The organism is Natrinema ejinorense (assembly GCF_002494345.1).
GTDB lineage: Archaea > Halobacteriota > Halobacteria > Halobacteriales > Natrialbaceae > Natrinema > Natrinema longum.
In genome coordinates, this window is the sequence record NZ_NXNI01000001.1 from 2,678,132 (window position 1) to 2,703,844 (window position 25,713).

The 25,713-nt window shown below is 66.5% G+C and carries 23 protein-coding genes; 11 read left to right on the forward strand and 12 right to left on the reverse strand.

Annotated elements, in window-relative coordinates; translation table 11 throughout:
* The first annotated feature begins 117 nt into the window (after nt 1-117).
* Nucleotides 118-1,317: a redox-regulated ATPase YchF gene (locus CP557_RS13345; protein ID WP_097380359.1), complete on the forward strand. Its 1,200-nt coding sequence runs from the start codon at nt 118-120 to the stop codon at nt 1,315-1,317.
* Nucleotides 1,318-1,440: 123 nt separating this feature from the next.
* Here the strand turns inward: CP557_RS13345 and CP557_RS13350 are convergent, their stop codons facing one another.
* The gene (locus CP557_RS13350) at nt 1,441-3,396 is read right to left on the reverse strand and encodes a hypothetical protein (protein ID WP_097380360.1); all 1,956 of its coding nucleotides are present in this window, start codon (nt 3,394-3,396) and stop codon (nt 1,441-1,443) included.
* 235 nt (nt 3,397-3,631) lie between these two features.
* Between CP557_RS13350 and CP557_RS13355 the strand changes: the two genes are divergently transcribed.
* Nucleotides 3,632-5,299, forward strand: coding sequence for a spermidine synthase (locus CP557_RS13355; RefSeq protein ID WP_097380361.1), 1,668 nt, complete (start codon nt 3,632-3,634; stop codon nt 5,297-5,299).
* Nucleotides 5,300-5,328: 29 nt separating this feature from the next.
* Here the strand turns inward: CP557_RS13355 and CP557_RS13360 are convergent, their stop codons facing one another.
* On the reverse strand, nt 5,329-6,123 hold the full coding sequence (locus CP557_RS13360) for a helix-turn-helix transcriptional regulator (RefSeq protein ID WP_097380362.1): 795 nt from the start codon (nt 6,121-6,123) through the stop codon (nt 5,329-5,331).
* Between the two features lie 256 nt (nt 6,124-6,379).
* On the opposite strand from CP557_RS13360, the gene CP557_RS13365 reads away from it, so the two are divergent.
* Complete coding sequence (locus CP557_RS13365; RefSeq protein ID WP_097380363.1) at nt 6,380-7,360, forward strand: DMT family transporter; 981 nt, start codon at nt 6,380-6,382, stop codon at nt 7,358-7,360.
* Nucleotides 7,361-7,426: 66 nt separating this feature from the next.
* Here the strand turns inward: CP557_RS13365 and pth2 are convergent, their stop codons facing one another.
* The 4 genes from pth2 to CP557_RS13385 all read right to left on the reverse strand — a co-directional run bounded on the left by pth2 (nt 7,427) and on the right by CP557_RS13385 (nt 12,352).
* Complete coding sequence (gene pth2, locus CP557_RS13370) at nt 7,427-7,765, reverse strand: peptidyl-tRNA hydrolase Pth2 (RefSeq protein ID WP_097380364.1); 339 nt, start codon at nt 7,763-7,765, stop codon at nt 7,427-7,429.
* A gap of 261 nt (nt 7,766-8,026) precedes the next feature.
* Nucleotides 8,027-9,817: a phospholipase D-like domain-containing protein gene (locus tag CP557_RS13375; protein WP_097380365.1), complete on the reverse strand. Its 1,791-nt coding sequence runs from the start codon at nt 9,815-9,817 to the stop codon at nt 8,027-8,029.
* 402 nt (nt 9,818-10,219) lie between these two features.
* Nucleotides 10,220-11,560, reverse strand: a complete 1,341-nt coding sequence (locus CP557_RS13380) for a HEAT repeat domain-containing protein (RefSeq protein WP_097380366.1) — start codon at nt 11,558-11,560, stop codon at nt 10,220-10,222.
* 66 nt (nt 11,561-11,626) lie between these two features.
* Nucleotides 11,627-12,352, reverse strand: a complete 726-nt coding sequence (locus CP557_RS13385; RefSeq protein WP_097380367.1) for a protein sorting system archaetidylserine synthase — start codon at nt 12,350-12,352, stop codon at nt 11,627-11,629.
* 108 nt (nt 12,353-12,460) lie between these two features.
* Here CP557_RS13385 and CP557_RS13390 point away from each other — a divergent pair, with 108 nt between their 5' ends.
* A complete protein-coding gene (locus CP557_RS13390; RefSeq protein ID WP_097380368.1) occupies nt 12,461-12,895 on the forward strand; it encodes a cupredoxin domain-containing protein in 435 nt (144 codons plus the stop codon).
* A gap of 110 nt (nt 12,896-13,005) precedes the next feature.
* On the opposite strand, the gene CP557_RS13395 is transcribed toward CP557_RS13390, so the two are convergent.
* On the reverse strand, nt 13,006-13,719 hold the full coding sequence (locus tag CP557_RS13395; protein ID WP_097380369.1) for an amphi-Trp domain-containing protein: 714 nt from the start codon (nt 13,717-13,719) through the stop codon (nt 13,006-13,008).
* Between the two features lie 110 nt (nt 13,720-13,829).
* Here CP557_RS13395 and CP557_RS13400 point away from each other — a divergent pair, with 110 nt between their 5' ends.
* Nucleotides 13,830-14,636 (forward strand): HNH endonuclease, encoded by an 807-nt coding sequence (locus CP557_RS13400; RefSeq protein WP_097380370.1) that lies wholly within the window; start codon nt 13,830-13,832, stop codon nt 14,634-14,636.
* Between the two features lie 165 nt (nt 14,637-14,801).
* Here the strand turns inward: CP557_RS13400 and CP557_RS13405 are convergent, their stop codons facing one another.
* The 4 genes from CP557_RS13405 to CP557_RS13420 form a co-directional block, all read right to left on the reverse strand.
* Complete coding sequence (locus tag CP557_RS13405; RefSeq protein ID WP_097380371.1) at nt 14,802-15,530, reverse strand: nucleoside phosphorylase; 729 nt, start codon at nt 15,528-15,530, stop codon at nt 14,802-14,804.
* A 116-nt stretch (nt 15,531-15,646) separates the two neighbouring features.
* On the reverse strand, nt 15,647-15,949 hold the full coding sequence (locus CP557_RS13410; protein WP_097380372.1) for a HalOD1 output domain-containing protein: 303 nt from the start codon (nt 15,947-15,949) through the stop codon (nt 15,647-15,649).
* A 146-nt stretch (nt 15,950-16,095) separates the two neighbouring features.
* Entirely contained in the window at nt 16,096-16,977 is an 882-nt protein-coding gene (locus CP557_RS13415) for a carbohydrate kinase family protein (protein ID WP_097380373.1), read from the reverse strand.
* Between the two features lie 150 nt (nt 16,978-17,127).
* Nucleotides 17,128-17,949, reverse strand: coding sequence for a DUF63 family protein (locus tag CP557_RS13420; RefSeq protein WP_097380374.1), 822 nt, complete (start codon nt 17,947-17,949; stop codon nt 17,128-17,130).
* 307 nt (nt 17,950-18,256) lie between these two features.
* Between CP557_RS13420 and deoC the strand changes: the two genes are divergently transcribed.
* Nucleotides 18,257-18,934, forward strand: a complete 678-nt coding sequence (gene deoC, locus CP557_RS13425) for a deoxyribose-phosphate aldolase (protein ID WP_097380375.1) — start codon at nt 18,257-18,259, stop codon at nt 18,932-18,934.
* 89 nt (nt 18,935-19,023) lie between these two features.
* Nucleotides 19,024-20,430: a universal stress protein gene (locus tag CP557_RS13430; RefSeq protein WP_097380376.1), complete on the forward strand. Its 1,407-nt coding sequence runs from the start codon at nt 19,024-19,026 to the stop codon at nt 20,428-20,430.
* Between the two features lie 4 nt (nt 20,431-20,434).
* Here the strand turns inward: CP557_RS13430 and CP557_RS13435 are convergent, their stop codons facing one another.
* A complete protein-coding gene (locus CP557_RS13435) occupies nt 20,435-21,622 on the reverse strand; it encodes an NAD-binding protein (protein ID WP_097380377.1) in 1,188 nt (395 codons plus the stop codon).
* 164 nt (nt 21,623-21,786) lie between these two features.
* Between CP557_RS13435 and CP557_RS13440 the strand changes: the two genes are divergently transcribed.
* From CP557_RS13440 to CP557_RS13455, 4 genes are all read left to right on the forward strand, one after another.
* Nucleotides 21,787-23,064 carry a potassium transporter TrkA gene (locus tag CP557_RS13440; RefSeq protein WP_097380378.1) on the forward strand — a complete coding sequence of 426 codons (1,278 nt, stop codon included), beginning with the start codon at nt 21,787-21,789 and terminating at the stop codon, nt 23,062-23,064.
* A gap of 49 nt (nt 23,065-23,113) precedes the next feature.
* Nucleotides 23,114-24,364 carry a TrkA C-terminal domain-containing protein gene (locus CP557_RS13445; RefSeq protein ID WP_211290210.1) on the forward strand — a complete coding sequence of 417 codons (1,251 nt, stop codon included), beginning with the start codon at nt 23,114-23,116 and terminating at the stop codon, nt 24,362-24,364.
* Nucleotides 24,365-24,395: 31 nt separating this feature from the next.
* Nucleotides 24,396-24,680, forward strand: coding sequence for a ubiquitin-like small modifier protein 1 (locus CP557_RS13450; RefSeq protein WP_097380379.1), 285 nt, complete (start codon nt 24,396-24,398; stop codon nt 24,678-24,680).
* A gap of 90 nt (nt 24,681-24,770) precedes the next feature.
* The gene (locus CP557_RS13455) at nt 24,771-25,709 is read left to right on the forward strand and encodes a M48 family metallopeptidase (RefSeq protein WP_097380380.1); all 939 of its coding nucleotides are present in this window, start codon (nt 24,771-24,773) and stop codon (nt 25,707-25,709) included.
* The last annotated feature ends 4 nt before the right edge of the window (nt 25,710-25,713 follow it).

Below are 25,713 nucleotides of genomic sequence, written 5' to 3' on the forward strand. Positions count from 1 at the left end.
CGATTCGACGGTTCGCGTCGACGCGCTCGAGTCGGCCACACGGACTTGCTACGTCCACGCATACCACTCCAGCAGCGGACAGAAACCCGTTTAGGCGGGCCACACGAGGACTCGATAATGAGTACGAGTTACCGGATCGGGCTCGTCGGCAAACCCTCCGTCGGCAAGTCCTCCTTTTTCAACGCAGCGACGATGAACGACGTACCCGAGGGGGCCTACCCGTTCACGACGATCGACCCGAGCGTGGGCGAGGCCTACGCTCGCGTCGACTGTGCGGCACCCGAATTCGACGAGGAGTGCACGCCGTCGGTTGGCTACTGCGACCACGGGACCCGCTTCGTCCCGACGAAACTCGTCGACGTGGCCGGGCTGATCCCCGGCGCACACGAGGGCAACGGGCTGGGAAACCAGTTTCTCTCCGACCTCAACGAGACCGACGTGCTCGTCCACGTCGTCGACTTCTCGGGGGAAACGGACGCCGAGGGCGAACCCACCGAGGGCCACGACCCGCGGGACGATATCGCGTTCCTGGAGGAGGAACTCGACCAGTGGTATCTGGGCGTTCTCGAGAAGGGGATCGAACGCTACGAGACCGGCTACACGACCGAAGACGACGCCATCGAGGAAGAACTCGCCGAACAGATGAGCGCGTTCAAGACCAGCGAAGACGAGATCAAGCGCCTCATTCGACGCGTCGACGTCGGCTTCGACCCCGCGGCGTGGGACGAGGACGACCAGCTCGAACTCGCCCGCGAGATCCGGAAGGAGACCAAGCCGATGGTCATCGCGGCGAACAAGATGGACACCCCTGAGGCGCAAGCGAACTACGAGGAGATCGCCAGCGATCCCGACTACGACCACCTGACGATCGTTCCCTGCAGCGCCCACGCCGAGAAGGCCCTGAAGTCGGCCGACAAGGCCGGCGTCGTCGACTACCGGCCGGGCGACGGGGAGTTCGAGATCACGGGAGACGTCTCCGGCGAGCAGGAACAGGGCTTAGAGAAGATCCGGGACTTCCTCGCGGAGTTCGGCGCGACGGGCGTGCAGGCGGCCCTCGAGACCGCCCTCTTCGACGTCCTCGGCGTTACGCCCGTGTTCCCCGGCGGCGCAAACGGACTGGGGAACGAACGCGGCGAGGTCTTGCCCGATTGCTACCTGATCCCGCCGAACTCGACCGCGGAGGATTTCGCCTATAGCCTCCACTCCGATATCGGCGACGGCTTCCTCCACGCGATCGACTGCCGGACGAACCGCCAACTGGGCAAGGACTACGAAGTCGAGTCTCGAGACGTGATCGAAGTCATCACGACGAACTAACGAAACCGAAATCGGGAGTATCGGCGGTAACTGACGCCGAGGGTGATTCGGGGCCGGCGTGGCGTCGTCGCCCGCCGGAGACCGCCGCGATAGCTACACGAGGACGATCGATTCGAACGCTCGTTAGTCCCGTGAATGAACGTAGCCGATCGACCGGGTATCGCCGTACTGGAGCGTTGCATACCGGATGTCGTCCATGTCGACGGAGATGGTATCGCCTTCTTCGAACTCGCCGTCGATCTTCTCACCGACGTCGATCTCGCCGAAATCGTCTTTCGCACGGACGTGGAGCGTGAGTTCCGAGGCGGGCAACGAATCACCGCCGACGTGTTCGATCGCGGTGCCGTCCTCGGCGAACTCGAGTTCGATCTGTGGTCGGGGGCTCGTCCAGCCCATCTGGATGTCGTCGTCGCCCCAGACGACGGTCACGTCGGTCCCGACCTGGACGTCGTCGATCTCGATCGTCGATCCCGAGGAGACCGTGTCGCTCTCGTCGGCCCACTGCGTGTCCGCCGGTTCCTCGTCGATCAACAGCTCGTACTCGTCGGCCGGGCGTTCGGCGTCGTCCTCGAACTTGAGGGTCGCCGAGAGCGTCTTGCTCTCGAACTCGTAGTCGAAGCGGACGTTACCCGGCGGCCGGGCACGGAAGTACCCGATGCTGTCCTCGTGACTCGTGCCATCCCAACAGACGAGGACGATGTCGCCGGGTTCGACGTCGTCGACGGTCGCCTCGTCGCCCGTGCTCATGGTCTCGCCCGTCCATGGCTGTACGGTCGTCCGTGGTTCGGGACCCTCCTCGTCGTGACGGTAGGGCGGTTGCTCGCCGTACACCGCGATCGAGACCTCGTCCCCATCGAGGGGGAAGTCGTCGGCGTATTCGACGGCGAGGGTGCCGGCGTCGACGTCGTAGTCGAACTCGAACTTGAAGTGGCTGAGGACATGCGTTCCGCTCGAACTCGAGCCGAGTTCGTGATCGTGCTCGAGGGTAATCGACAGGTTCGGCTCGACGTCGTCCATGTCGATGACGATGGTGTCGCCTTCCTCGAGCGTTCCGTGGCCGTTGGTCCAGATCTCGCGGTCGTACTCTTCGTCGTCGACTTTGAGGGTGAGATCTTCGATCGGGGTCGGGTCGCCGCGTCCGACCTCGATCTCGAGGACGTCGTCGTCGAGGTCGACGTCCCGCTCGACCCGGAGACTACCCGGACTCTCGTGTTCGCGGACGGCCCGTTCGGCCGCGAGGTCGCGCTCGGTAACGACCGTCACGAGTTCACCGTCGACCTCGACCGTGGGGTCGTCCGTCGCCATGTACGACAGTTCGCCGGTGAGGGACTCGACCAGTTCGTCGGTGACGACGGACTCGTCCTCGAACGAAATCGCGAGTTTCATCTCCATCGTATCCGGACCGAGCACGCTCATCGCCCGGACCGCGTACTCGACGGCGACTTCCTCATTGGTGCTTGGCAGGTGGAAGTCGTCGCCGATGTGGACGCTGTAGCCGGCATCGGCATCGTCGAAGACGGAAAAGCCCTCGTCGATGACGGGTTTGGCCTCGAGCAGGCGTTCGGAATCGCCCGCGCTTGCAGCGAACGCATCGGTGATCGTCTCGTCGTCTTCGGCGAGGACGACGATGTCGTCGGTAACGGCGGCGATCTGCTCCCGATCGTTCTCGTGGCGTTCGTACTCGACGCCGCCGTCGGTCTCGCGGGTCTCGCCCTCGCTCTCGAGGTCGAAATCGCCGGCGAGGACGGTGATCGGCCTCGAGTAGTCGTCGCCGGTACTGTAGACGAGGGCCTGCTTCGAGACGGATTCGCGGTCGATCCCGAACCCGCCGGTGTTGGGACGGGGCTCGTAGGGTTCGTTGGCTACTCGTCGCTCCTCGAAGTCTATCGTCGTCACCGCGAGGGAGTCCGAGGCGATCGAGGCCGGCAGGTACTCGAGGAGGGTATCGAGCGCCGGCGACTCGGAACTGCCATCGGACTGGTCGTCCGTCTGCGTCGCGCCGACGGTACTTCCTGCCAGCGCGATCGTCATCGTCGTGCCGATGCTCCCAAGGAGGGTACGGCGGGGACACTGTGGCATACAGGCCGCATTTCTTCCCGGCAATACAAGTAGGTTTTCATTACATTCTGGTTCGATAACTTCTCCGTTCGGTTTACTCGAGGGATCGAACTCGGTCCCCCTCCCGTCACTCGGTATCGAACGTCTCACCGTGGACGTGAGCGCTCCCAGTGCCGGTCGACGGAAGCCGTCCCCGAACCGGAAACGGACACCGGGAGGCGACAGGTTCTCATCGCGGGACCGCTTTGTCCGCGTAATGAGCATGCGGCAGTTGACTGCCTACCGGCCGACCAAACCCGAAGGTGCGGTGTTCGTCTCCGGCGTCACCAGTATGGGCCTGGAGATTCTCGCGGGCCGGATCATCGCCCCGCAGTTCGGCAGCAGCATCTACACCTGGGGCAGCATCATCACGGTCTTTCTCGCTGCGCTGAGCCTGGGCTACTGGCAAGGTGGCAAACGGGCCAAGACGGCATCGAACCGGCGAATGAGCTGGATCATGCTGGGAACGGCGGGCTACGTCGCGATCGTGATCTACGCGAGCGACCAACTGCTGCTCTCGGCGTCGGCGATGCCGTTACCGGCCCGGTACGCCTCGCTCCCCGCGGTTCTCATCCTCTTTGGCCCGCCGACCTACCTGCTGGGGTTCATCAGCCCGTACGCGGCCGAACTCTCCCAGAAGGAGGGGATCGGCGAGGCCTCGGGCCACGTCTACGCGCTCGGTACGATCGGCAGTATCGTCGGTGCCGGTGCGACCACGTACTTCCTCATCCCGACGCTGGGGATCGACATGATCGGTCTCCTGTTCGGGTTCATCCTCGTCGGTACCGCGTTCGCGCTCACGCTTCCGACCCTCATGCCGCAACCGGCGGCTGCCAGCGTCGCCATCGTGCTGTTGCTCGTCGTCGCGGCCGGCATCGGCCCGGTCGCGTTCGACCATCGCGGCGACGTCGTCTACCAGACGCAGACGGCCTATCAGGAACTCGAGGTCATCGACGACGGGGACGAACGAACGTTGTACCTCGACGGCGCTCGCCACAGCGCGATGGACCTCGAGGAACCCGACCGGCACGTCTTCGAGTACACGCGGTACTTCCACATCCCCATGTTGATGGTCGACGACCCCGCCGAGGTCGAGAACGTCCTGTTCATCGGCGGGGGCGGCTACACCGGGCCGAAGGATTACGAGCGCAAGTACGACGTCAACGTCGACGTCGCCGAACTCGACCCCGAGGTGACCAGGGCTGCCAAGGACCACTTCCGACTCGAGGAAAGCGAGAACCTGACCGTCCACACGGAAGACGGCAGGCAGTTCCTCCGGGATACCGACCGGACCTACGACGTGATCGTCCTCGACGCCTACCAGAAGGATCAGGTGCCGATCCATCTAACCCAACTCGAGTTCATGGAACTGGCCGAACAGCGCCTGACCGACGACGGCGTGTTCCTCGCGAACGTGATCTCCGCACCCAGCGGTGCGGGCTCGGATTTCTATCGGGCACAGTACAAGACCATCGACGAGGCGTTTCCATCGACCTACAGTTACCGCACGTCGAACTGGAATTCGGTCCAGAACATCGAAGTCGTCGCCACGAAAGCCGACACTGACTTCACCGAAGCCGAACTCGCCGAGCGAAACGAGAATCGGGATCTGGGGATCGATCTGAGCGGCGAGATCGACACCACGCTGAGCGAGCCCAATACCGACGACGTACCAGTACTGACCGAAGACCACGCGCCGGTCGAAAACCTGCAGGCGTCGACGATCGGCCAGGAGTACGTCATCGAGCAAACGGGAGAGGAGGAAACGCAGCCCGAACCAGCGTCGATCACGATCGAACGGGAGTTACCCGCCGTCGTCCGCCCTGTGCCTGCGCTCGAGGCGGTCACTGCGACACCGGTACCGTCCGAACCGGTGACGATCTGACACGGTCGAGTGGCCCCTGCTCGATCGACTCACTCGGAGAGCGTCTCGGCCTCGAGCGGCGTCGCGGTCCGCCAGTAGTGATCGAGCGAGTCCTCGGCCCACGATCTGACCGCGTCGTCGTCGGTATCGACCGAGGCTCGCAAGATGCCGTTCTCGTCGCGCAAGAGGAGATAGACGACCTCGTCGACGATCATGATCGCGATCGGGACGCCCTCCTCGCGGACCCTGATCTCGGCGTCGGTGGCGTCGAGCAGTGCCTCGAGCTGGCCCCGTAGTCCCGATTCGTCCGCGAGCGCGTCGATGGCGCTGCGACCGAAAACGCCCTTGAACCGCTGGTCGCCGGCGGTCACGCGCTCCCGGACGACGCGCAGCGTCTGTTCGTTGAACGTATGCGAGAACGTTCGGACGTCGACGCCGTCCCGCAGGAAGTCGAGCAGTCGTCCCAGCGGTGCGTTCGGTCGCGTCGCGCTGGGAACGGTGATCGTCGCGTCCGAGAGCCGCCGCAGGTCGAAGTCCATCGCGTGGGTCGGCAGGTAGTCGACGATATCGCGGAGCTTCGCCTCGGTTTCGAGGATCTCCTGGAGGTCGGTAAACCCCGTTGCGACCAATCGGCCGGTCGCGGTCGCGACGTACTCGCTGCCGTCGTGACGGATCCACGATCGATCCTCGAAATCGCCGAGGATCCGGCCCAGGGTCGCCTGCGAGGCACCGGTCGCCGTCGCCAGCTCGTTGCGCGTGTACCGTTCCTCCGAGAGGAGTCCCAGCACCTCGACGCGGTTCGACGAGAGTGCGAGGAACTCGATCTCCTCGAGTGCCGATTCCATACGGCCAGTCGTCGCCGCCGCGGTAAACCGTTTTCGCAGCGTGAAACACTTTCATGGTCTGCAGCAGCCTCGCGGCTCGCCGGACTTTCCCGACTCGCGACGGTTTCCCAGTTCGTCGCGCTTTCTTGCTGTGAAATATTTTCTGAACGAAACTATAACCCCGCAGTTCCTATGATGGAGTACGATGCATTCCGCTATTCACGCGTCGGCCGATCTCGGCTCGGCGCACACGATTCTGACGGGGGTGACGGCATAGATGCTCTCCCGTCGCAGTGCCGTTTTCTTCGCCCTCTCGAGTCTGCTCTTCGGTGGCACGTTCGTCGCCACGAAGGCCGGATTGGCCTACTTCCCACCCTTGCTATTCGTTGCCTTCCGATTCGACGTTGCCGCCGTCGTCATGCTGACGTACGTCGGATTGACGTCGTCGCGGTCGGACCTGCTCCCGCGGACTCGTAGCGACGTTGCGGGCATCCTCGCAACCGGCGTGCTCGCGATCGGTCTGACGAACGCCCTGCTGTTCGTCGGCCAGCAGTACGTCTCGAGCGCCGTGGCCTCGATTATCTACAGCCTCAACCCGATCATGACGCCGGTGTTCGCCGCGCTCTTGCTCTCCGACGAGCGCCTCTCTCCGCGGGGCGCAGCCGGGATGGGCCTGGGCCTGCTCGGGGTCGGCCTCGTGGTCAGCCCCGATCCGGCGAACCTGCTCGGCGGTGCCCTCGGCAAGGGGATCCTCTTTACCGGCGCAGTCACCGCCGCGCTCGGCGCAGTATTGATCCGGCGGGCCGACAGCGACCTCTCGAGTACGGTTCGCGTCGCCTGGGGCCTGCCATTCGGCGCGGCGCTGTGTCACCTGCTGGCCTGGTCGGGCGGCGAATCGATGGCCGCGATCTCGTGGACCTCCGAGGCAGTCCTGGCGTTGACCTACGTCAGCATCTTCGCCGGCGTCTTCGCGTACATCGCCTACTTCAGCCTGCTCGACACCGCCGGCGCGATCCGCGCGAACCTGATCTTCTACGTCGTCCCCGTCGTCTCGACGCTTGGCGGCTGGGCGCTGCTCGACGAGACGATCGGCGGCGTTGCGATCGTCGGCTTCCTGACGATCTTCGCCGGCTTCGCCGTGCTGGGGAGCAAATCGATCGACATCCGTTCGCGGCTCCCGACGGTTCCGACCGACGTCCCCCTCTCCGAGGAGGAATCTGCCGTCAGAGAGGAACCCCGCGGCTACCGCTCGGACTAGAACGTTCACCGCCTCCTCCCGCATCTCGTCGGTCTCGGTTTACCCGCGCCGTCCGATTTCGAACAGCTAGAACAGCGAGAGTTCGCCCGTCACGCTGTCGACACGGTCGTCGGCCGCCGGCCCGACGGCAAGCGCGGTGACGGTCCCGGGCTCGAGTTGCGTGTGGCCGGCATCCCGAATAACGGCGTTGGGAATCCCCTCCCGGTCGGCGATTTCGGAGAGTTCGTACAGTTGGCGTTCGCTCTCTCCTTTCAGGACGACCTTCTTCTGGCCGCCGCTTTTCCACTGGTCTTGCAGTTGCCTGTCCGCCTTCTCGTAGGCCGACAGCGACGCGTGGGCGACCTGTGCGGCGAGTTTTCCCTGTCCCATGCCGATGTCCGTTCGAGCGACGATGGCCTGTTTCATGGCCGAGACGAAGACCGGGAGACGTTTAGCCGTACCTATAAGATCGAACGGGTCGCTCACTGTCCCGCGGCCGACGAACGCTCGAGTCGGAAACCCGACGCGTCACGCCCGCCGTTTGACTCCCTATCCTCTCGCGTAGCTACCGCAGGACCGTTCTCGTGGAACGAACACGAGAACGACCGATGGGAATCCCGCGATATGCTGTACCGCCACGTGTAGTCGGGGTTCCTGTCCGTTCGTTCGGAGCACTGGCAGGTCCGTTCAGGTGTGATCGGCCGGGTCCCCATCACCGAACCGAACGTACCGTCGGCCGACGATCGCAGCCCCGGCGAGGGCGACGGCGACGGCGACGCCGAACCCGATCGGGACCGACCAGGAGTCACCCGACCAGTCGGCCTCGAACACGTCCGCGTAGTAGGTCGCGATCTCCTCGCCGTGGAGCGCGAGGAGTACCTCGCGGTTGTTCTCGAGCGAGTTCGAATTCCAGTTCGCACTGCCGACGATTGCCGTCTCCCGATCGATCACGATCCCTTTCGCGTGGATCTTCTCGAAGCGGTCGGTGTCCTCGACGAGGCGGACCTCGAGCGGGAGCGATTCTCGCTCGGCCGTCCGCTCGAGATCGGCGGCCAGGGCCTCGTTTTCGTCGGCGTTGTACTCCGCCGATCCGAGTAGGATCCGAACGTCGACGCCGCGGCGGGCCGCCTCGACGGTCGCCTCGAGCAGCGATACGTCGGCGGCGATGCTCGGCTGGATAACGAGGATTTCGTCGTCGGCGTCGGCCAGTAGCTGCTGGAGCCGCTGATCGGCGTTGTCCGGTGCGAGCAGCAGTTCGGCCGAGTCGACGGGGACCGTCGCCGGCTCGTGGTTCGTCGGATATTCGGTTTCGGCATCGGATGACAAGAAGTCCGGCTCGCCGTCGACGAACGAGGTGTTCGCACGATAGGCCGTCCCCGCCGTCGTGTCCCGCCCCTCGAAGTCGGCTCGGAAAACGCTCCCGAGATCGCTCGCGATCGCCTCGTCCTCGAGTCGGACGCCCCACCCCCGGCTACTCTCGCCGCCGACGCCCGCCGGCTTCCAGTTCTCGCTGGTGACCAGCACGCGGTCGTCGGCGACGGCGTATTTGGGATGGTGATACCGGTAGCGCGCGTCCTCGCCGCCGATCACCCGGACGTCGACACCCCCCTCCACGAGCGTCTCGATGACGGCCGCGGTCGGTGCCGGCGTGCCGCCGACCGGGCTCGCCTCGAGGAGCACCGCGACCTCGACGCCGCGCTCGGCCGCGTCTACGAGGTCGGCGGCGATGGTCTCGGAGGTGACGGTGTAGCCCGCGAGCAGGAGCCGCTCGTCGGCGTTCCGGATCGTTTCTCGGGGGACTCGCGGCGTGTCCGGAAGGACGAACGCCGTCGCCTCGTCGACGGCGGCGCTCGAGACGGGGAGACAGGTCGCGTCGTCGGGCCACCACTGCCCGCTGGTGGTGCCGTTCGCCCCGACGGACGGGGCCTCCGTCCGGTACCATCGCTCCGCGGGTGGCGCGCGGTCGTAGGAGACCGAATCGATCGTGGTCGTCGCGTTTCGGAGCCGGAGATCGTCGCCGCCGTTCGCGAGTTGCAGGTGCCCCTCGAGCCCGAGAACCGGAGTGTCAGTCAGCCGTTCCGTGGCGTTCGGGGACGTACTCAGCGCGATACGGTCGGAGACCGTCTCGTTCGGGAGCCGTGCCGTCGTGTGGCCGTCAGTGAGCGTCCAGTTCTCGAGCCGGGTGTCGGGTGGGATCTCGAGGACGACGAACTCGCCGGCGTTTTCGTCGGTCGGCGGGTTCGGGGCGAGGGCGACGATACGCGGTTCCTTCGGTGTGTCAGTGGTGGTCTGGTTCGTGTGGTTCGCTTGCGGCGGACAGGCGAGGGCGGTCGCGTTCAGGTCGCCACTCGGGGTGGCTCGAGCACTGGGCTGGTCGGTGATCGAGGTGCCGGTGGCGACTGCAAACCCCGCGAGTATCGTGGTACTGCTGACGAGACAGATGAGGACGGCAACGAGGGCGGCCCGTCGGTGATCCATCGCTCCCTCTGGCCGCCTTTCGGTACTTAAAATATCGGACCCAGTCCGTCGTGGCGGTGCAGCTGTGGGTCGACCCTCTCGAGACCGATACGGAGAGCCGGAAACTGGAGAGGCGGAACCAATGGAACGCTCGAGAACGATGCAAACGGAGTCCTGCTCGTACTGGCGACACGGAATCGCCACGCCCTCCCCAGCCGATTCGCTCAGTCACTCCGCTCCTTCGCTCATCCCTCGCGCAGATTCGTTCCGCGGTTCGCCATCGGCGAACCGCGCCACAGTGCGCGCCACCGCACGTGGCTGTGTCGTTCTGGAGCGACGGTGGCGGCGATACCGTTCCTATCGGCACCCCTACCGTCGGTCCAGTCGAAATAATCAGCCGAACGGACCGCTCCGGGACGATCGTCAGGCTGCGGGCTCGAGGTCGACGCTCTGGGCTTCGGCCTGGACGAGGTAGGCGCGGTCGTCGTCGTAGTCGGCGACGATCTCGAGGGCGTCCTGGGTGCCGATGCGGTTGAGCGCCCACGCGGCGCTGGCCCGGACGCGGTCGGACTCGTCGTCTGCGAGGGCGTCAGCGAGGGGGTCGATGGCGCGGGTATCCCCGATCAGGCCGAGCGCGCGGGCGGCCCAGCTGCGGATGTCGGCTTCCTCGGCGACGAGCTGCTGGGCGATCGGCTCGACCGCGTCTTCGGCACCGATCTCGCCGAGTGCGCGGAACGCGGGCTGTTGGAGGTTCGGGTTGGAGTCGACGTAGTCGACGAGCGTGTCGACGACCTCCTCGTCGTCGACGCCGATCTTTCCGAGGATTCGCATCGCGGCCTGGTCGCGGCGGTTGGCCTTCTGGAGCATCGGGTCGATGGCTTCCTCGGGTCCCATCCGCTCTAAGGCCTCCATGCAGTGTTCCTCCATGAAGTCGGAGTCGAAGGTCTCCAGTGCGAGGAGGATCATGTCGACGTTGCCCTGCTTCTCGTGGACCTTGAGCGCGTGCCACTCCGGCGGGAAGTCCTTGACGTGGTCGAGTACGTCGTAGTAACCCTCGCGGCGGAGCTGTTCGCGGATCTCGAGGTCGGTCCACTCGGTCGCGTCGTCGACGTCGGACTCGAGGTCGCCGGTCGCCTCGAGCAGGCCGGCGATCGTCTCGGCATCGTCGTCCGCGTCGAGTGCGGCGTCTTCGACGGTATCGGCCGCAGTATCGAGGGTCGCATCGAGCTGGTCGGAAACGGTCTCGCCCTCCTCGACCAGCGCGACGGTGCTCCCCAGCAGGTCGTTTAGCTCGTCGAGGAAGTTCTCGACCGCCTCGATCAGTTCGGCGTTGCCCTCCTCGGTCCAGCGGGTGTCCGTGATCGTCCCGCTGACGCCGTCGATCTCGCCGACGACGTCCTCACCGTAGGGTCCGCGCTGGTCCTCGAGGTCGGACTCCAGATCCGAGAGGTCGCTCTCGATCTCGTCGTACTGGTCCTGTAGCTCCTCCTCGGGAGCGGGCTCTTCGTCTTCCTCCTCGTCTTCGTCGGTTTCCGGTGGCTCCGGCACCTCGACGCTCTCGAGTTCGGCGCGGAACGACTCGAGGTCGGCCTCGACGACGTCGAGGTCGGCCTCGGTCTCGGCGGCCTCGAGGGTCGAGTCGAGTCCCTCGAGATCGTCGGAAAGCGCCGCGAGGCGCTCGCGGATGGCCTCGAGATCGACGGGTTGTTCCTCCGCGTCCTCCTCGGTGGCCGCATCGTCACCGTTCGCCTCGTCCTCGCTCATCGTACCACCCGGGGACGACGCCGACGCGTGACAGTGTACATACGCCACTATCGTGTCAGCACGGCCCTAAGCGTTTCCATGCACGTCGACCTCCGACAGCCGCTCCCGGTGGCCCCAGTAGAGCCAGGGGCTGAGCGTCATGTACGCCAGTCCGAGCGTCAGGAGGGCGTAGGGAAACGTCCGACCGGCGAAATTCGGCACGAGGATCGCGAGCGCGTGGATAACGCCCATGATCCCGGCGTCTCGAGCCAGCAGATCGGGGTACTGGATCCGCGAGACCATCAGGTAACAGAACGCGCCGGTGACCGCGAGCACGAGCCACGGCCGAGTCTCGCCGGCGAGGATCGCCGCACCGAGTATCGTCGCGGCCAGCGTCGTCTGGACGCCCTCGGTGTAACTGCCCGAAATGTCGTAGGCGGTGTACATCCCCAGACGAGTGACGGCCATGGCGACGAACAGCGCACAGACCGCGGTGGCGAGCAGTAGTTCGGGTGTGAGTGTGTCGTATCGAACCGCGAAGCCGTCGGTGACGACGACGAACGAGAGGGCTGCGGGGGCGACGGCGAACGACGCCACGTCCGCGAGCGAATCGAGATAGGGGCCGGCATCGGTACCGCCGTAGCGGCGCGCGAGGATACCGTCGAGGCCGTCCGCGATCGCCGCCAGGAGGATCAGCCGGGCGGCGAGTTCGATGTCGACGGCCGCGATGACGACGGCGACGAATCCCAGCGCGGCGTTGGCGATCGTCACCGCGTCGGCGACCCCGAGCCGACCGACGAACCGGGGGAGCATATCGCGGATTCGACGGGGAGCTACCTTACGTGTTTTCGTTTTCGGAGCGTTCCCAGTTTCGAGGAGTGAACCGGGGCGATTATACCATCACTCTCCCAAGGGGCTTCTATGCACCGGCGCGTCTATCTCGCCGCCGTCGGAACCGCAGCCTCGGCCGGTCTGGCCGGCTGTTCGTCCGCGCTCAGCGTTCTCGAGGACGATCCCTGCAGCGGAGACGAGTGCCACATCGGGATGAATCGCACCGAGTTCCTCCCCGAGTCCTACGAGGTGGCCGTCGGCGACACGGTCATCTGGAAGAACACGAGCGAGGCAGACCACACCGTCACGGCCTACGACGGACTGATTCCCGACGAAGCCGAGTACTTCGCATCGGGGGGCTACGAGAGCCAAGAAGCCGCATACGACGCCTGGGAGGACCGCGGCGGCCGACTGGGGTCGCGCCAAACGTTCGAACACACCTTCGAGGTGCCAGGGACCTACGAGTACTTCTGTATTCCCCACGAGGGTGCCGAGATGGCCGGCGAGATCGTCGTCACCGAGTAGCCCCGCGTCGCTCACCCGGCACAACACGGATCGTTCCGCTCGGACGCGAATCGTGATTCTTCGGCGAGTGTGAGGACCGAGAGCGCGTTCGGCGACCGCTGCCCGGGCCGCTACTCGAGGCGCTGAATCGACGCCGTCGGTGCGCTGTGCATCACGCTCCGCGCCGCGCGTTCGGCGTTCGATCGGGACGCGTACCCCTCGCCGCTGTCGGCGACGATGTTTCCGTTCCAGTGAACGAGCCGCCAGCGCCACTGTCCCCCCTTGTCCTCGTAAACCTCGAAGCGGCTGGTTCGACCGGCGTCGCTCGGTTGCTCTCCGCCCGCCGACTCGGCGTCCGTATCGCGCCCCGTCTCGGCGGGTCCGTCCGCCGCCTCGTCCACGTCGATGGCGGCAGCGGAACCGCGGTCGGCGAGTCCCTCGAGTGGCAGCACCGCCATTTCGGGATCGGCCTCCGCGGCGTCGGCCTGCTCGCGTCCCTGGGCCGTCTCGTCGTCATGGTCGGTGATCCGCACGCTCGAGCCCTCCGGGTCGTCCCACTCGAGTTCGAGCTCCAGTTCACTGACCGGCGGTTCGACGGCGGTATTGTGCTCGGCTTCGAACTCGGCGACGACCCGCTGGGGGACTACGACGGTGGCCGTCCGTTCGTCGCCGCGTACCTGGACCGATCGCCCGCTCTCGAAGGCGGTCGCGAACTCCCGGAAGAGGGCAGCGAGTTCGTCGCGATCGTACCCCCGCTCGAGGCTGAACTCCGCCGTGCCCGATTCCGCCGCTCGATTCCCATCGGATTCCGCCGCCTGCTCCGCGTCGTCCGGTGTGTCGCCCATGCGGGAGTGTATGGGCGGCTGTGAGTTAGTGTTTCGTGCCAGTTCCCGCCTGCACCCCTCGTCGGCGGACTGTCGGAGCGTTTTTGTCGCCACACTGTCTTGCCTCGGCCGTGACTGCACGCGACTGGCGCGCCGACCGAGCCGCCGTATTCGACCGCGACGCATCCACGTGTCGCCACTGCGGAACCGTCGGCGGCGACGACGAACCGGCGACGCTCCGGATCGTCCCCGTCGGCGACGTTCCACTCGAGGGCGACGTCCACGAGAGTGGGCTCGTCACCGTCTGTGGGGAGTGTTTCACGACCCTCGACGCCGAACCGTCGGCCGAGCCGATCGACAGCGACGAACTGTTCCGGCTCGTCCGGGAAACCACCCGGCTCCAGGGGACGACCATCTCGGAGGTGGCCGCCTTCGCATCGCTGGCGACGTCGTTCCCCGAAACCCTTGAGTCGGCCCTCGAGGAGGGCTCCGACACCGACGTCGAGGAATCGGTAGCCGAGTACCGCCGGACCCGCCGCGACCTCCTGTTGGCCCTCGACGTCGTCGACGCCCGCCTCGAGCGACTCGCCACGCTCGAGGACGGCGCGGACGCGCCCGACGTTCGGAACGCACTCGAGGAGTTTTCCGAAACCGCGGCCGCGCTCCAGTCGACCCTCCGTGAGGTCGTCACGCTGTGCGAAACGGTCGCGACAGGCCTCGAGCGCTGTCACGGCTGTTTCGACCCCCTCGAGGGGGATACCTGCGGGACCTGCGGGCTCGCGGCCCGCGAGACGGCGACCTGGCAGAGCGACGACGGCCCCCTCGCGTTCGACCGGTTGTTCGCGACGATCAACGACGGCCTCCAGGAGGCGACCGAGACGACCGAGACGCTGACCGACCGGACGACGACGCTGGCGGAACGGCTCACCGAGGAGTAGTCAGTACTGCTCGGGAAGCAGCCGGCGAGTACGTGACGCGTTCGGGAATGTCCGTGGCGCTCTCGAGAATCGGCACTCGCGCTCGAGGGGCCGACTAACCGGTCGCCGTGCGACCGACTGTTCGGACGCTCCGGAGCGAAGCAACTCGAGTCCGGTTCGGAGCCCTCAGAGTTCGGTCGCGGCCTCGAGCGAGAGGTCGATCGCGCGGCCGACGTTGTTCTTCGCTTTCTCGGGGAGTTCGTCGTTTTCAGTGTCGGTTCCCTTCTGCGTGCCTTCGACGAGGTTGCCGTCGACGGTACAGATCGCGCCGGCGCGCAACCCCTTGCGGCGGGCCAGCGAGAAGACCGCGGCGGCTTCCATCTCGACCGACAGCATACCGGCGGCTTCCCAGTCGTCGACGGCGTCGTCAGTCTCGGCGTAGTAAGCGTCGTCGGACGCGATCGGCCCGACGTGGACGTCTTCGTCGTTCGCTTCGGCGGCGTCGACGAGCGCCGACAACACGTCATAGTCCGGCACCGCGGGGTACTCGACGGCTTCGTAGCGCTTGCTCGTCCCCTCGTTTTTCGCCGCGCCGGTCGCGACGATCATGTCGCCGATCTCGATCTCCGACTGGAGCGCACCGGTCGTTCCGACGCGAACGAACGTTTCGACGCCGACGGCGGCCAGTTCTTCGATCGCGATCGCCGCGGAGGGACAGCCGATCCCCGTCGAACAGATCGTCAGCTCTCGGCCCTCGTAGGTGGCGTTGACGACCTTGTACTCGCGGTTCTGTGCGATCGTCGTCGACTCGTCGCAGTGGTCGGCGATGCGATCGACCCGTCCCGGATCGCCCGGAATGAGCGCGATATCCGTCAGATCGCCGTCGTCGACCAGCAGGTGTGGTTGGGTCGCCATACCGTCGCGTTCCGCGGGCGGCGAGAAAAAAGGTTCGAGGAAGCGCTACGGGGCGACCGATCCTCGATACCACCCGACCGCCGCGTCCGACCGCCGGTCGACGGTCCGATCGTCGGTCACTCGACCGGGCACACCTCGACGCGATCGGGTCGGACCGTGACCGTCGCGTCGTCGATTTCGAACTCGACGATCCCCGTCGATCTGGACCGACCGCGGTTCGTCTCGGCGAAGAGGCTGTCGAGTGCGTCGGGGTCGATGTAGTCGTACAACTGCGTACTGGCCGCAGTGACGTCGTCACCGTAATACTGAGCCAGTGCGGTTGCAGCGGCGATACTCGGCGATTCGTCCGATCGTCGCTCGTATCGGACGGGCCGTCCGTGGCCACATCCGTGGGAGTGAGTTACCCTTCCTTCCGTCATGTCTCTCAGTCACGGAATCGTGACTGTTCACTCGAGTGGGCAACGGCCCCGCCAATATAACTACCGTCAGACAGCACCGGGTGAGAACCACACGACAGCGGTGATTTCCGGGAGTTACGCGGCGTACAAGAAGGGTGTGGTCGGAATCAGTCCGTGAAAACGCGCTCGACCGCCGTGGCTGTCAGCCTGCTCCGCGCACCGGCACGACTCGCGGTCAGCGCACCACAGGCGTTCCCGTACGCGAGTGCACGATCGATAGCCTCGTCCTCGAGCCACGTCGCGAGAAACCCCGCGGCGAAGGCGTCGCCCGCACCGGCCGTATCGACCGGCTCGACGTCGAATCCCGCGTGGACGACGGTGCCGTCCGGCGTGTACGCTTCCGCGCCATCGGCACCGCACGTGACGACGACGAGCCGGTCGTCGACGCCCCCGCCTATCGGATCGGTCTCCAGGAGCGCCGTGGCTTCCCGATCGGTCACGAAGACGACGTCGGCGAGTGCGAGCGCGTCGCCGTAGTCCCGGTCCCCGAGCCGGCGGCCAGGATCGAAACTGACGGTGATTCCCGCCTCGCTCGCGACCCGGGCGATCGCAGCGGCGGTGTCGGGGCGTTGTCCCGTGAGGTGGATGTGGTCGGCCGCTCGAATCCGAGCCGGCTCGAGGTCCCCAGGGGTGACGGCCTCGTTGACGCCGTCGTTGCCGAGCACCGCGACCGACCCCGTCTCGTCGACGAGCAGGTACTTGACCGCCGTTTCGGCCCCCTCGACCACGCGGAGCCCCTCGAGGGAGACCCCCGAGCCCTCGAGTTCCCGGCGGGCGAGCAGGCCGTTGTCGTCATCACCGACGCTGCCGATCAGCCCGGTCTCGACCTCGAGGCCGGCGAGTGCGGCGGCGACGTTGGCGGCGCTGCCACCCCCGGACCCGCGTTGTGAGCGGATCGACGCTTCGCCGTCGGGTTCCGGGAGCCGATCGACGCGAAGGGTCACGTCCCAGTTGACGTGGCCGGCAGTAAGTACCGTGACCTGATTCATCGCCTACGAGTTCGGGGACGGCCCCACCGGGCAAAAATGTGGGTGGACTCCGGGCCAGCGAGGGTCGGCCGTGCCCGGCGACGGGACTTCTGGAGCCGGGCGGTGCCAGTGCTCGGCCACGCCCGTGATTCAGACGGACAGGAGGCCGTCTCAGGCCACAGTGAACAACAGCGTGTTGTGAACGGCCGGCCCGAGCCCGACCGCGGCGACGAGCGCGAGTATCGTTCGGGCCTGCTGTGGCCGTTCGTCGACGTACTCCCGGAACAGCCCGAGAATGACCACCGCGAGGACGACCTTGACGAGGACGAACAGCCAGCCGGCCCCGACGTATTCGGCAGTCGGCAGGGCCGCGCCGGCCTCGAGGAGCAACAGCGAGACCGGAACGGTCTCGCCGGCCGCGAGGACGTCGTAGCCGACCGCAGTCGTGACCCCATCGAGGGTGTGCCCGAAGACGACGAGCGCGCCCGTCGCGCTCGTGGTCGCGGCGATATCGGTAAACCAGAGGCTCACTGCGACCCAGGTGATCGCGGTGACGATACCGGCGACGACGACGGAGATCACCGGCCAGAACGGCTCGAAGGTCCCGTCTTCGAAGCTGCGAATCAGTGCGAACATCGCGAAGACCGAGAAAAACGCCGTTCCGGCGATGCCGACGAACCGGTGAGTCGTCCGTTGGAGCCCGCCGACGTGGAGGAACACGGCGACGATCCAGACGAGTCCGGCGAGGACCGCCGTGACGGCGTAGACCATCGGTGCGGTAAACAGCGGCTCGATACTCGCCGGGAACGCGGCCATCTTGTAGAGCACGTGCAGCGTCGCGCCGAACATCATCCACGGTGCGAACGCGATAACCGTCCGGTCGGTCACCGGCGGCTCGAGCGTCCACAGCAGCGCGATGACACCGGCGAGAACCACGATGACCGGAACCAGGAGGTACCACGGCGGGACGACGAACCCCTCGGGTAATACCATAGCTGATATGGGACACACCAGGGACTAACACTTTCCGGTCGAGAACTAATCATTTTACTGAACGATATGATTACGAGAAAGAACACTCATACATGTTCGACCGTCGATCGGCTCCGTCCTTTCGTCTAGGGCCCGTCAGTCGGTTCGCTCGATTATTCCAGGAAAGATGACACGAATCGGTCCGTCGGGAACCAGTCGCGTTCCGTGGGGAGGACCCTGACCGGACGCGGCCCCGGCAGCGAAATCGGATGGCTCGACCGGAGCGTGACCGGACGGCTTTTTGCTCGTCCGGCGAGTCATTCCGCACATGAACCGCAGCGAACTCGCTCCCCGGATCGACCACACCGTTCTGGGCCCCGAGACGACCCCTGCCGACGTTCGGAGCGTCCTCGAGGAAGCAACGGAGTACGGCATGAACGCCTGCATCCCTCCGTACGCAGTCGAACTCGCGACCGAGTACGCCTCCGACGTGACCCTGGCGACGGTGATCGGCTTCCCGCATGGCCAGCACGCTCCCGAGGTGAAACGCAGGGAAGGGGTCACGGCCTGGCAAGCGGGCGCGGACGAACTCGACGTGGTCATCAACGTGGGCCGGCTGAAAGCGGGCGATACCGCCGCGGTCAGGGAGGAACTCGCGGAACTGGTCGCCGCGGTACCGATCCCGGTCAAGGTGATCATCGAAACCGCGCTCCTGACCGACGCCGAGAAGCGACGGGCCTGCGAGGCCGCCGAGGCCGCCGACGCGGCGATGGTCAAGACTTCGACCGGCTTCGCCAGCGCTCCATCGGAGGCCCAACGTGCGAACGGCGAAGCCGCGAGCGCCGGCGCGACCGTCGCGGATGTCGCACTCATGGCCGAGTACCTCCCCGTCAAAGCCAGCGGCGGCATCGGGTGCTACGACGATGCGATGGCCATGCTCGAGGCCGGTGCCGACCGGATCGGAGCCTCGAGCGGCGTGGCGATCCTCGAGGGGGCACCGGAATAGCGGCGAGAACGGTCGGACCAGCGACCGACACGGCACGGGGCCCGAGCGAAGCCAAAGGGTTTTGATCGCGCCGGGGGCAACGAACGGCTATGCTCGAGGGAGCGCGAGCGTGGCTTCGCGGGGTCGCGAGACGACTCCGACGGCTCGAGCGACGGGAACTCGATTCCTTCCGTCGGTGGCTCGAGCACACCGGAAACCTCCTCCACCTCTCGGTGCTCGTCTTCGTCCCGCTGTTGATCGCGGCGGTGACCTGGCTGGCGAACGCGAGCGCCGCGATCTCGTTTCTGGTGTTCCCGCCGCTCGCGTCCGGAACGTACACGCTCTTTGCCGATCCCGAGGGGAAGTATTCGACGCCCTGGAAGTTCGTCGGCGGAATGACGACCGGAGCGTGCTGTGGCTGGCTCGCGCTGGCGCTGTCGGCCGCCGCCGGTCTCGACGGCGGCGGCGTCAGCGCGGCCGGTGCCGCCGTCGGGGTCTTCTTCACCGGTGGCTGTACCTGGGCGCTCGACCTCGAGGAGCCGACGGCGTTTTCGACCGCGCTGCTCGTGCTCGTGACCGGGAACGCACAGGTGGCCTACGTCCTCGGGATCGTCGTCTCGAGTGCGTTCGTCGCGGCCGCCTTCGTCGTCTGGCGGGATCGCTTCTACGAACAGCGCGCCCGCTATCTCTACGGGACGATGGGCGGGGACGATCACGTCCTCGTCCCGATGGACGACGGCGACGAGACCGTCGCTCGCTTCGCCGCGTCGATCGCCGGCGCACACGACGCTGGAAAGGTCGTCCTCCTGGATATCGTCGACGAGACCGACGCCCCCGAGGACGAGCGACGAGGCGAAACGGATCCAGCCGAACGCGCGGCCACCGACGCCGCTCGTCACCTCGAGTCGCTCGCAGCCGATCTCGAGACTGCATACGACGTTCCCTGTGAGGTCGTCATCGCGGGCGACCACGGACGCTCGGCCGGACTCGTCCTCCGGACCGCGCGAGAACTGCGCTGTGATCTCATCGTCACACCGTACGCCGAACGCGAGAGTGGCGGCCTCTCGACGTTCATCAGCGGGTTATTCGACAGCGAGATCGACGTGATCGCTTTCCGGTCGAACGGAACCCGCCGGCGACGATGGCGGAACAGCCTCGTCGCAGTCCGGGGTGCCGGCGACACCGCCCGCGCGATGCTCGACTTCGCGATCCGGGTGACCGACACCGGTCGGACGGTCAGCGTCTGTACCTGTATCGACAGCGAATCGCGCCGCCGCACGGCCGAGAGTACGCTTGCGGACCTCGTCGATGCGTTCCCCGGCCGCTTCGAGACCCACGTCGCCACCGCGTCGGTCGAATCCTATCTCTCGCGGACCGCACCCCGGTACGACGTCTGTTTCGTCGGCTCGAGTACGGATCGGTCGGCCGCCTCCCGATTCGTCTCCCCGCCGACGTTCCGGAAACTCAGCGATCTCGAGGCCGACGTCGCGATCGTCCATCGGGGCCGGCATCGATAACCTGCTACTCCCGTTCGAGGATCCGATCGATCAGATCGCTCTCGTCGCTGCCCAGCGCCGAGCGAACCAGCAGATGGCCACCGAGCTGTGCGGGACTGATAACCGAGTTCGCGCCGGCGCGCTCGAGTTTCTTGGTATTCTCCCGGTCGGTCGCACCGGCGACGATGCGAGTGGTCGGTGCGAGCTGGCGAGCAGTGAGGATGGTGAGGGCGTCCTGTGCGTCGTGGTTCGTCGCGACGAGGATCGCGGCCGCACGATCGATCTTCGCGCGGCGAAGCGGCTCCTCGTCGCTGGGATCGCCGGCGACGACCGAGATCCCGCGTTGGGTGAGCTCCGTCGTGGCTTCGCGATCGCTGGTGACGACGACGAACTCCCGGCCGTTGTCCGCGAGTTCGTCGACGATCGGTTCCGTCAGTTCGCCGTAGCCGAGCACGAGGATGTGCTCGTCCAAGAGCTGGAGCTGTGATTCAGTCATTTTTCCGAGTGTTTTCGAGATGCGGTCCTGGATTACCGGTCCGACGAGCGCCCCGATCGCGATACCGAAGCTGGCGACGCCCAGGATGAGTACGGACATCGTAAACAACATCCCCTGGACCGACTCCGCGTTCGGCGTCACGTCGCCGTATCCAACCGTACTCGAGGTGATCAGCGTGAAGTAGAAGGCATCGAGGATGTTGTTGATCCCGTCGAAGTGCTCCCTGAGTGCGTAGCCGCCGATGGTCCCATAGAGCTGCACGCCGACGAGTGCGGAGCCGGCCGCGATCTGCGTCGTCGTAAGCGAGAGGGGGTTGTCGAATCGCTTGCGCGTAAGCAGGAGGAACGGCATCGCGAGCAGTGAGACGACGACCAGCGGGACCGAGTACTGGCTGGTCTGGAGCAGTCCCTGCGCTGCGGTCAGGGGCAGGAGAAAGAGCGTTGCCCACCAGCCGGCTCTGAGTCCGCGCCGGAGTGCGAGCGCACTGCCGACCATCAGGAATCCGGTGAGTGCCCCGGTGAAGCCGGCAGCGTCCTGGACGGCCTCGGGAACGTACTCCGCAAGTGGTCCGTAGACGGTCTCGGTCCCGATATTGATGACCGCAGTGGCGACCGAAAGCAAGGCAACGAGCAGAACGAGGACGATGGCGATCCGCGTCGTGAACACCCGCTGCCAGTTCTCCGGCAATCGCGCTCGAAGCGACGGGTCCTCGACCATACACACCGCTGGGTGGTGGTGTTAGTTAAACGTCTCCGTCTGTGCCGACCCAGACCGAGCCAATCGTCGCGTCGGCTCTCGGTCGGCGTGAGACCGACGATTGCTGCCACCGGCACGGTGGTCGTGTCGGTGCAAATTTAACGACTCCCTCCCACTGACCCACAATGCAATCGCTTCCGGTCGACTTGCTGATCGAGGTGCTGCTCGGCCTCTATCTCGGGTTGCTAACCGGGATCGTTCCGGCGTTCGTGGCCGGCTCGCTGGGATTTCTCGTTCGGTATTTCACCGGCGTCACGCTACCCGGGTTCGGTGTCGTCGTCCTCGCGCTGTCGATCGCCAGCGTCCAGGGCGGGCTGCTCGGCCTCGTCGAACCCACGATCTCCCAGTCGCCGCGGCTGCTGGTCGCCGTCCTGGTTGTCCTCATGCTCGCGCTCTATGCCCACAACCAGGGCGACAAACTCGGGGCTGAACTCCCCCGCCGACTCTCCTTTACCCGCCTCCGACAGCGAACACTCTCCGCCGACGTCGTCGAACTCGTCGGCTCGGTCGGTCAGGTCACCGTCCGCCCGACCGGCGAAATCCGGAACATGGAAGGCTACCCCCCGCTCTCGGCTACCCTGCGGCAGATCCTCAAGAGCGGCTCGTGGCGGCTCCCCGCCGATCTCCCGCTCTCGGAACTCGAGTCCCGTCTCGAGGAGCGACTGCGAACGGACCACGACCTCGCCGACATCGACGTCGCGATCGACGAACAGGGGCGGGCGACGATCACGGCCGCACCGCCCTCCGGCAGTCTCTCGAGACGGGTCGCGGCGGGCCAGCGGGCGGTCTCGATCGCCACGCTCGTCCCGACCGGCCTCGGTCGCGGCGACGAGGTTACCGTTCGCGCCGGCGAGCGCTCGATCGCCGGGACGGTGGTGAGTGCACGGACCGATATCGACGACGAACACGCTCGGGCTCCCGTTCCCGACGAACCACCAGCGGAGCTGGCCACCGACGGCGGTGCCGACGTCGAATCCGAGATCCACACGGCGAAGCCGACCGCAGCGACGGCCGGTGGCCCGGGACGGGTCACGGTCTCCGTCGCCCGGCGGGACGTGAAGGCCGTCCTCGAGGCCGACTCGCCGCGACTCGTCGTGCGCTCTCGTGGTACGAGCCGCGAGTTCGAAGCGTTCGCGCTGGTCAAACGCGAGGGATACGCCGTTCGCCGGATTATCGTCGGAACGAGCGACGCAGCCGACGAGAGCGCCGACCTCGAGGATCCTCCATCGACGGGGACCGTGAGCGTCCTCGCGGTGCGACGGCAGGGCAGCGAAACGGGCGGCCGAAGTAACGGCTGGGTGTTCGGTCCCGGCATCGAACGACGACTCGAGCCCGGCGACGAGGCGTTCCTCGCGGGGCCGGACGACGCGATCGAGGCGTTCGCGGAGGCGATCGCGCGATGAACCGCGCCGTCGGCCCTTGGCTCCGTCCCCATCGTGGGGGTGGGCGATCGTGATCGACCCCGTCGTGGCACAGCTGGTTTCGACCGAGACGCTGATCGAAGCGATCGTTCGAATCCTCGGCTTTGCCCTGCTCGCGGCCGGCGTGGGAGCCAGCGTGGCGTTCGTCTACCGATGGTACAGCGCCGACGAGATCGCCGAGGGTATCGCGGTCCTGTGTGGCGTCGCGCTCGTTGCGATCTGGTTGAACACCCAGACCGCGCTGTCCCAGGCGATTATCGGTAACACGGGACTGACCGAGCCGGCCACCGCCATCTACACGGTTGCCGCGTTCGTCGCCAGCGCGATCGCCGCCGACGCGGGTCGACGGCTGGGCGATTACCTCGCGCTGGACGTGTTCATGGTCGCGACCCCACGGACGATCACCGAGGTCACGCAGCTGGTTCGGGCAGCCGGTCGCGTCGTCACCGTCGAACTGCCCGATGAAATCGCCGACATCGACGGCTACGACACCGTCGACGAATCGGTGAAAACGGAACTCGTGGGCCAGACGTTCCTCTTCCCCCGGCGGCTCTCGGTCGAGGAGTTACGCGAGCGACTGATCGCCCGCCTCGAGCGCGATTTCGGGATCGGACACGTCGACGTCGACATCGCGGCGGACGGAACGGTCGAGTATCTCGCGGTCGGGAGCCGACCGGCGGGGATCGGTCCGACGCTCGCACCGGGGACCGTCGCCGTCGCGCTGGCGGGCGATCCCGCGGCCGACGCCAGCCCGGGCGATGCGATCCGAATCTGGGCTCGCGACGCCCCCGACGGAACCGCTCGACGGATCGCCGGCGGCGAGTTGCGCGCGACGGCCGCCGATACCGTGACGGTCGCCATCGACGCCGAGAACGCCCGCGACCTCGAGCCGGAGCGGACGTACCGGCTCGTGACGCTGCCGGGGAGTCCCGACGCCGAACGGGAACTCGTCTCCCTGCTCCGGGCGGCCGACGAGACGGTCACGACCGTCTCGATCGAGGCCGACGATTCCCTCGTCGGGATATCGATCGACTCGCTGCCGGTCCTGGTGCTGGCCCTCGAGCGCGAGACCGAGGGCGGTACTGGCGACGAACACCTGCCGTTGCCGGCCGGCGACGTTCGACTCGCTGCCGGCGACACCGCCTACGTCCTCGGTCGGCCGGAGGCCCTCCGGCGGGTGACGGAGCGAACGCTGATCGGACCGACGGAGCGAAGCGAGGACCAGGACCGCGACGCGGAGCCCGCATCGGTGCGGGAGCGCGAACGGACACAGGAGCGGTAGCTACTTGCCGCCGGCACCGATAGCGCCACGTATGCCTACGGAGTGGAAGCTGTTCGCCGACCTCGCCGAACGCGCCGGTGACAAACACGTGACCGTCGACGCCACGGCCGGCGACACCGTCGGGGACGCCTTCGAAGCGCTGCTCTCGGCGGCCCCCGAACTCGAGGGCCGCGTGCTCGACGACGACGGCGACCTGCGATCGCAGATCAACGTGCTTCGTAACGGAACCAACGTCCTGGTCGAAGAGGAGGGACTCGAAACGGAACTCGAGGAGGGCGACGAGTTGGCGCTGTTCCCGCCAGTTAGCGGCGGCTGAGTTCGCGTCCCCACCGGAGACCGACCGTACTACCGTCCTCCACCGAAAGCCGTCGAGTTTCTTAACTCGCTTCGATCGAAACGGGAGGTCATGCGAGTGCGAACGGCGGTCAGCCTCGCGGGGCGTGCAATCGGTGCCGGGATTATCGGCCTCGGCACGCTCGGGATTCTCGGGTTCGCCCTCGCGGTCCTCGGTGGCCTCGCGATCGGTGGGTTCGTCCTCCGCGCCGTCGGCCTCGTGATCGACCCGGGAGCGAAGGCCTTCGTCGGGAGCATTCTTTTCGGAACGATCCTCACGATACTGACGTGGGCCGGTGGCGTGCGGAAAGCGATCCGTCGCAGTCGTGCTCGGCTCCGCCGCGAGACGGAGCCGATCGACCCCGACGGAACCGGACGGGTCGCGTCGTCGACCGCTCGGCTCGCGGCGCAGTTCGACCTCCCGCTGCCGGAGTTGCGACGCCACGTTGCGACCACGCCGATCGCGTGTACGACCACCCACGAGGGCGAGCCGGTGGTGATCGTTTCCGACGGGTTGCTCGAGGCGCTCCCCGATGACGAACTCGAGGCGGTACTCGCCCACGAACTCGCACACGTCGCGAACGGCGACCAGCGGTTGATGACGTGGGCGCTCGTGCCCCTGATCGCGTCCGAAGAGTTCTACGAGATGGTGGACGACGAGGGAGAGGATGTCGATCCCCGCGACCGTCCCTGGCTAGCCCTCGGCCGACTACTGGTCGGCAGTTCGACGCTCGGCGTCGGGTTGTTCTCCCGCGGACGGGAGTTCGCGGCCGATCGAGCGGCCGTTACCGCGACGGGCGACCCGGGAGCGCTCGCTGGGGCTCTCCAGCGACTCGATTCGGCGACGGCCGAGCGACCGCCCGAGGACCTCCGGAACCACACCCGTTCCGTCGACGCGATGTCCGTCCTCCCGACGCTGGACCCGGAACACGACGGCGGCGGTGGCCTCTTTGCGACCCATCCCGCGACGGAGCGACGCCTCGAGCGGTTGCGGCGGCTGGCGTCGGACTAGTCCG

Excerpts from the sequence above, each read along its gene's own strand:
- CP557_RS13380 (WP_097380366.1), bottom strand. The coding sequence starts at position 11,560 with ATGAGCGAGGACGAGGCGAACGGTGACGATGCGGCCACCGAGGAGGAC.
- CP557_RS13415 (WP_097380373.1), bottom strand. The coding sequence starts at position 16,977 with ATGAATCAGGTCACGGTACTTACTGCCGGCCACGTCAACTGGGACGTG.
- CP557_RS13350 (WP_097380360.1), bottom strand. The coding sequence starts at position 3,396 with ATGCCACAGTGTCCCCGCCGTACCCTCCTTGGGAGCATCGGCACGACG.
- CP557_RS13395 (WP_097380369.1), bottom strand. The coding sequence starts at position 13,719 with ATGGGCGACACACCGGACGACGCGGAGCAGGCGGCGGAATCCGATGGG.
- CP557_RS13390 (WP_097380368.1), top strand. The coding sequence starts at position 12,461 with ATGCACCGGCGCGTCTATCTCGCCGCCGTCGGAACCGCAGCCTCGGCC.
- CP557_RS13420 (WP_097380374.1), bottom strand. The coding sequence starts at position 17,949 with ATGGTATTACCCGAGGGGTTCGTCGTCCCGCCGTGGTACCTCCTGGTT.
- CP557_RS13410 (WP_097380372.1), bottom strand. The coding sequence starts at position 15,949 with ATGACGGAAGGAAGGGTAACTCACTCCCACGGATGTGGCCACGGACGG.
- CP557_RS13405 (WP_097380371.1), bottom strand. The coding sequence starts at position 15,530 with ATGGCGACCCAACCACACCTGCTGGTCGACGACGGCGATCTGACGGAT.
- deoC (WP_097380375.1), top strand. The coding sequence starts at position 18,257 with ATGAACCGCAGCGAACTCGCTCCCCGGATCGACCACACCGTTCTGGGC.
- CP557_RS13345 (WP_097380359.1), top strand. The coding sequence starts at position 118 with ATGAGTACGAGTTACCGGATCGGGCTCGTCGGCAAACCCTCCGTCGGC.
- CP557_RS13440 (WP_097380378.1), top strand. The coding sequence starts at position 21,787 with ATGCAATCGCTTCCGGTCGACTTGCTGATCGAGGTGCTGCTCGGCCTC.
- CP557_RS13375 (WP_097380365.1), bottom strand. The coding sequence starts at position 9,817 with ATGGATCACCGACGGGCCGCCCTCGTTGCCGTCCTCATCTGTCTCGTC.
- CP557_RS13430 (WP_097380376.1), top strand. The coding sequence starts at position 19,024 with ATGCTCGAGGGAGCGCGAGCGTGGCTTCGCGGGGTCGCGAGACGACTC.
- CP557_RS13360 (WP_097380362.1), bottom strand. The coding sequence starts at position 6,123 with ATGGAATCGGCACTCGAGGAGATCGAGTTCCTCGCACTCTCGTCGAAC.
- pth2 (WP_097380364.1), bottom strand. The coding sequence starts at position 7,765 with ATGAAACAGGCCATCGTCGCTCGAACGGACATCGGCATGGGACAGGGA.
- CP557_RS13385 (WP_097380367.1), bottom strand. The coding sequence starts at position 12,352 with ATGCTCCCCCGGTTCGTCGGTCGGCTCGGGGTCGCCGACGCGGTGACG.
- CP557_RS13435 (WP_097380377.1), bottom strand. The coding sequence starts at position 21,622 with ATGGTCGAGGACCCGTCGCTTCGAGCGCGATTGCCGGAGAACTGGCAG.
- CP557_RS13450 (WP_097380379.1), top strand. The coding sequence starts at position 24,396 with ATGCCTACGGAGTGGAAGCTGTTCGCCGACCTCGCCGAACGCGCCGGT.
- CP557_RS13355 (WP_097380361.1), top strand. The coding sequence starts at position 3,632 with ATGAGCATGCGGCAGTTGACTGCCTACCGGCCGACCAAACCCGAAGGT.
- CP557_RS13365 (WP_097380363.1), top strand. The coding sequence starts at position 6,380 with ATGCTCTCCCGTCGCAGTGCCGTTTTCTTCGCCCTCTCGAGTCTGCTC.
- CP557_RS13455 (WP_097380380.1), top strand. The coding sequence starts at position 24,771 with ATGCGAGTGCGAACGGCGGTCAGCCTCGCGGGGCGTGCAATCGGTGCC.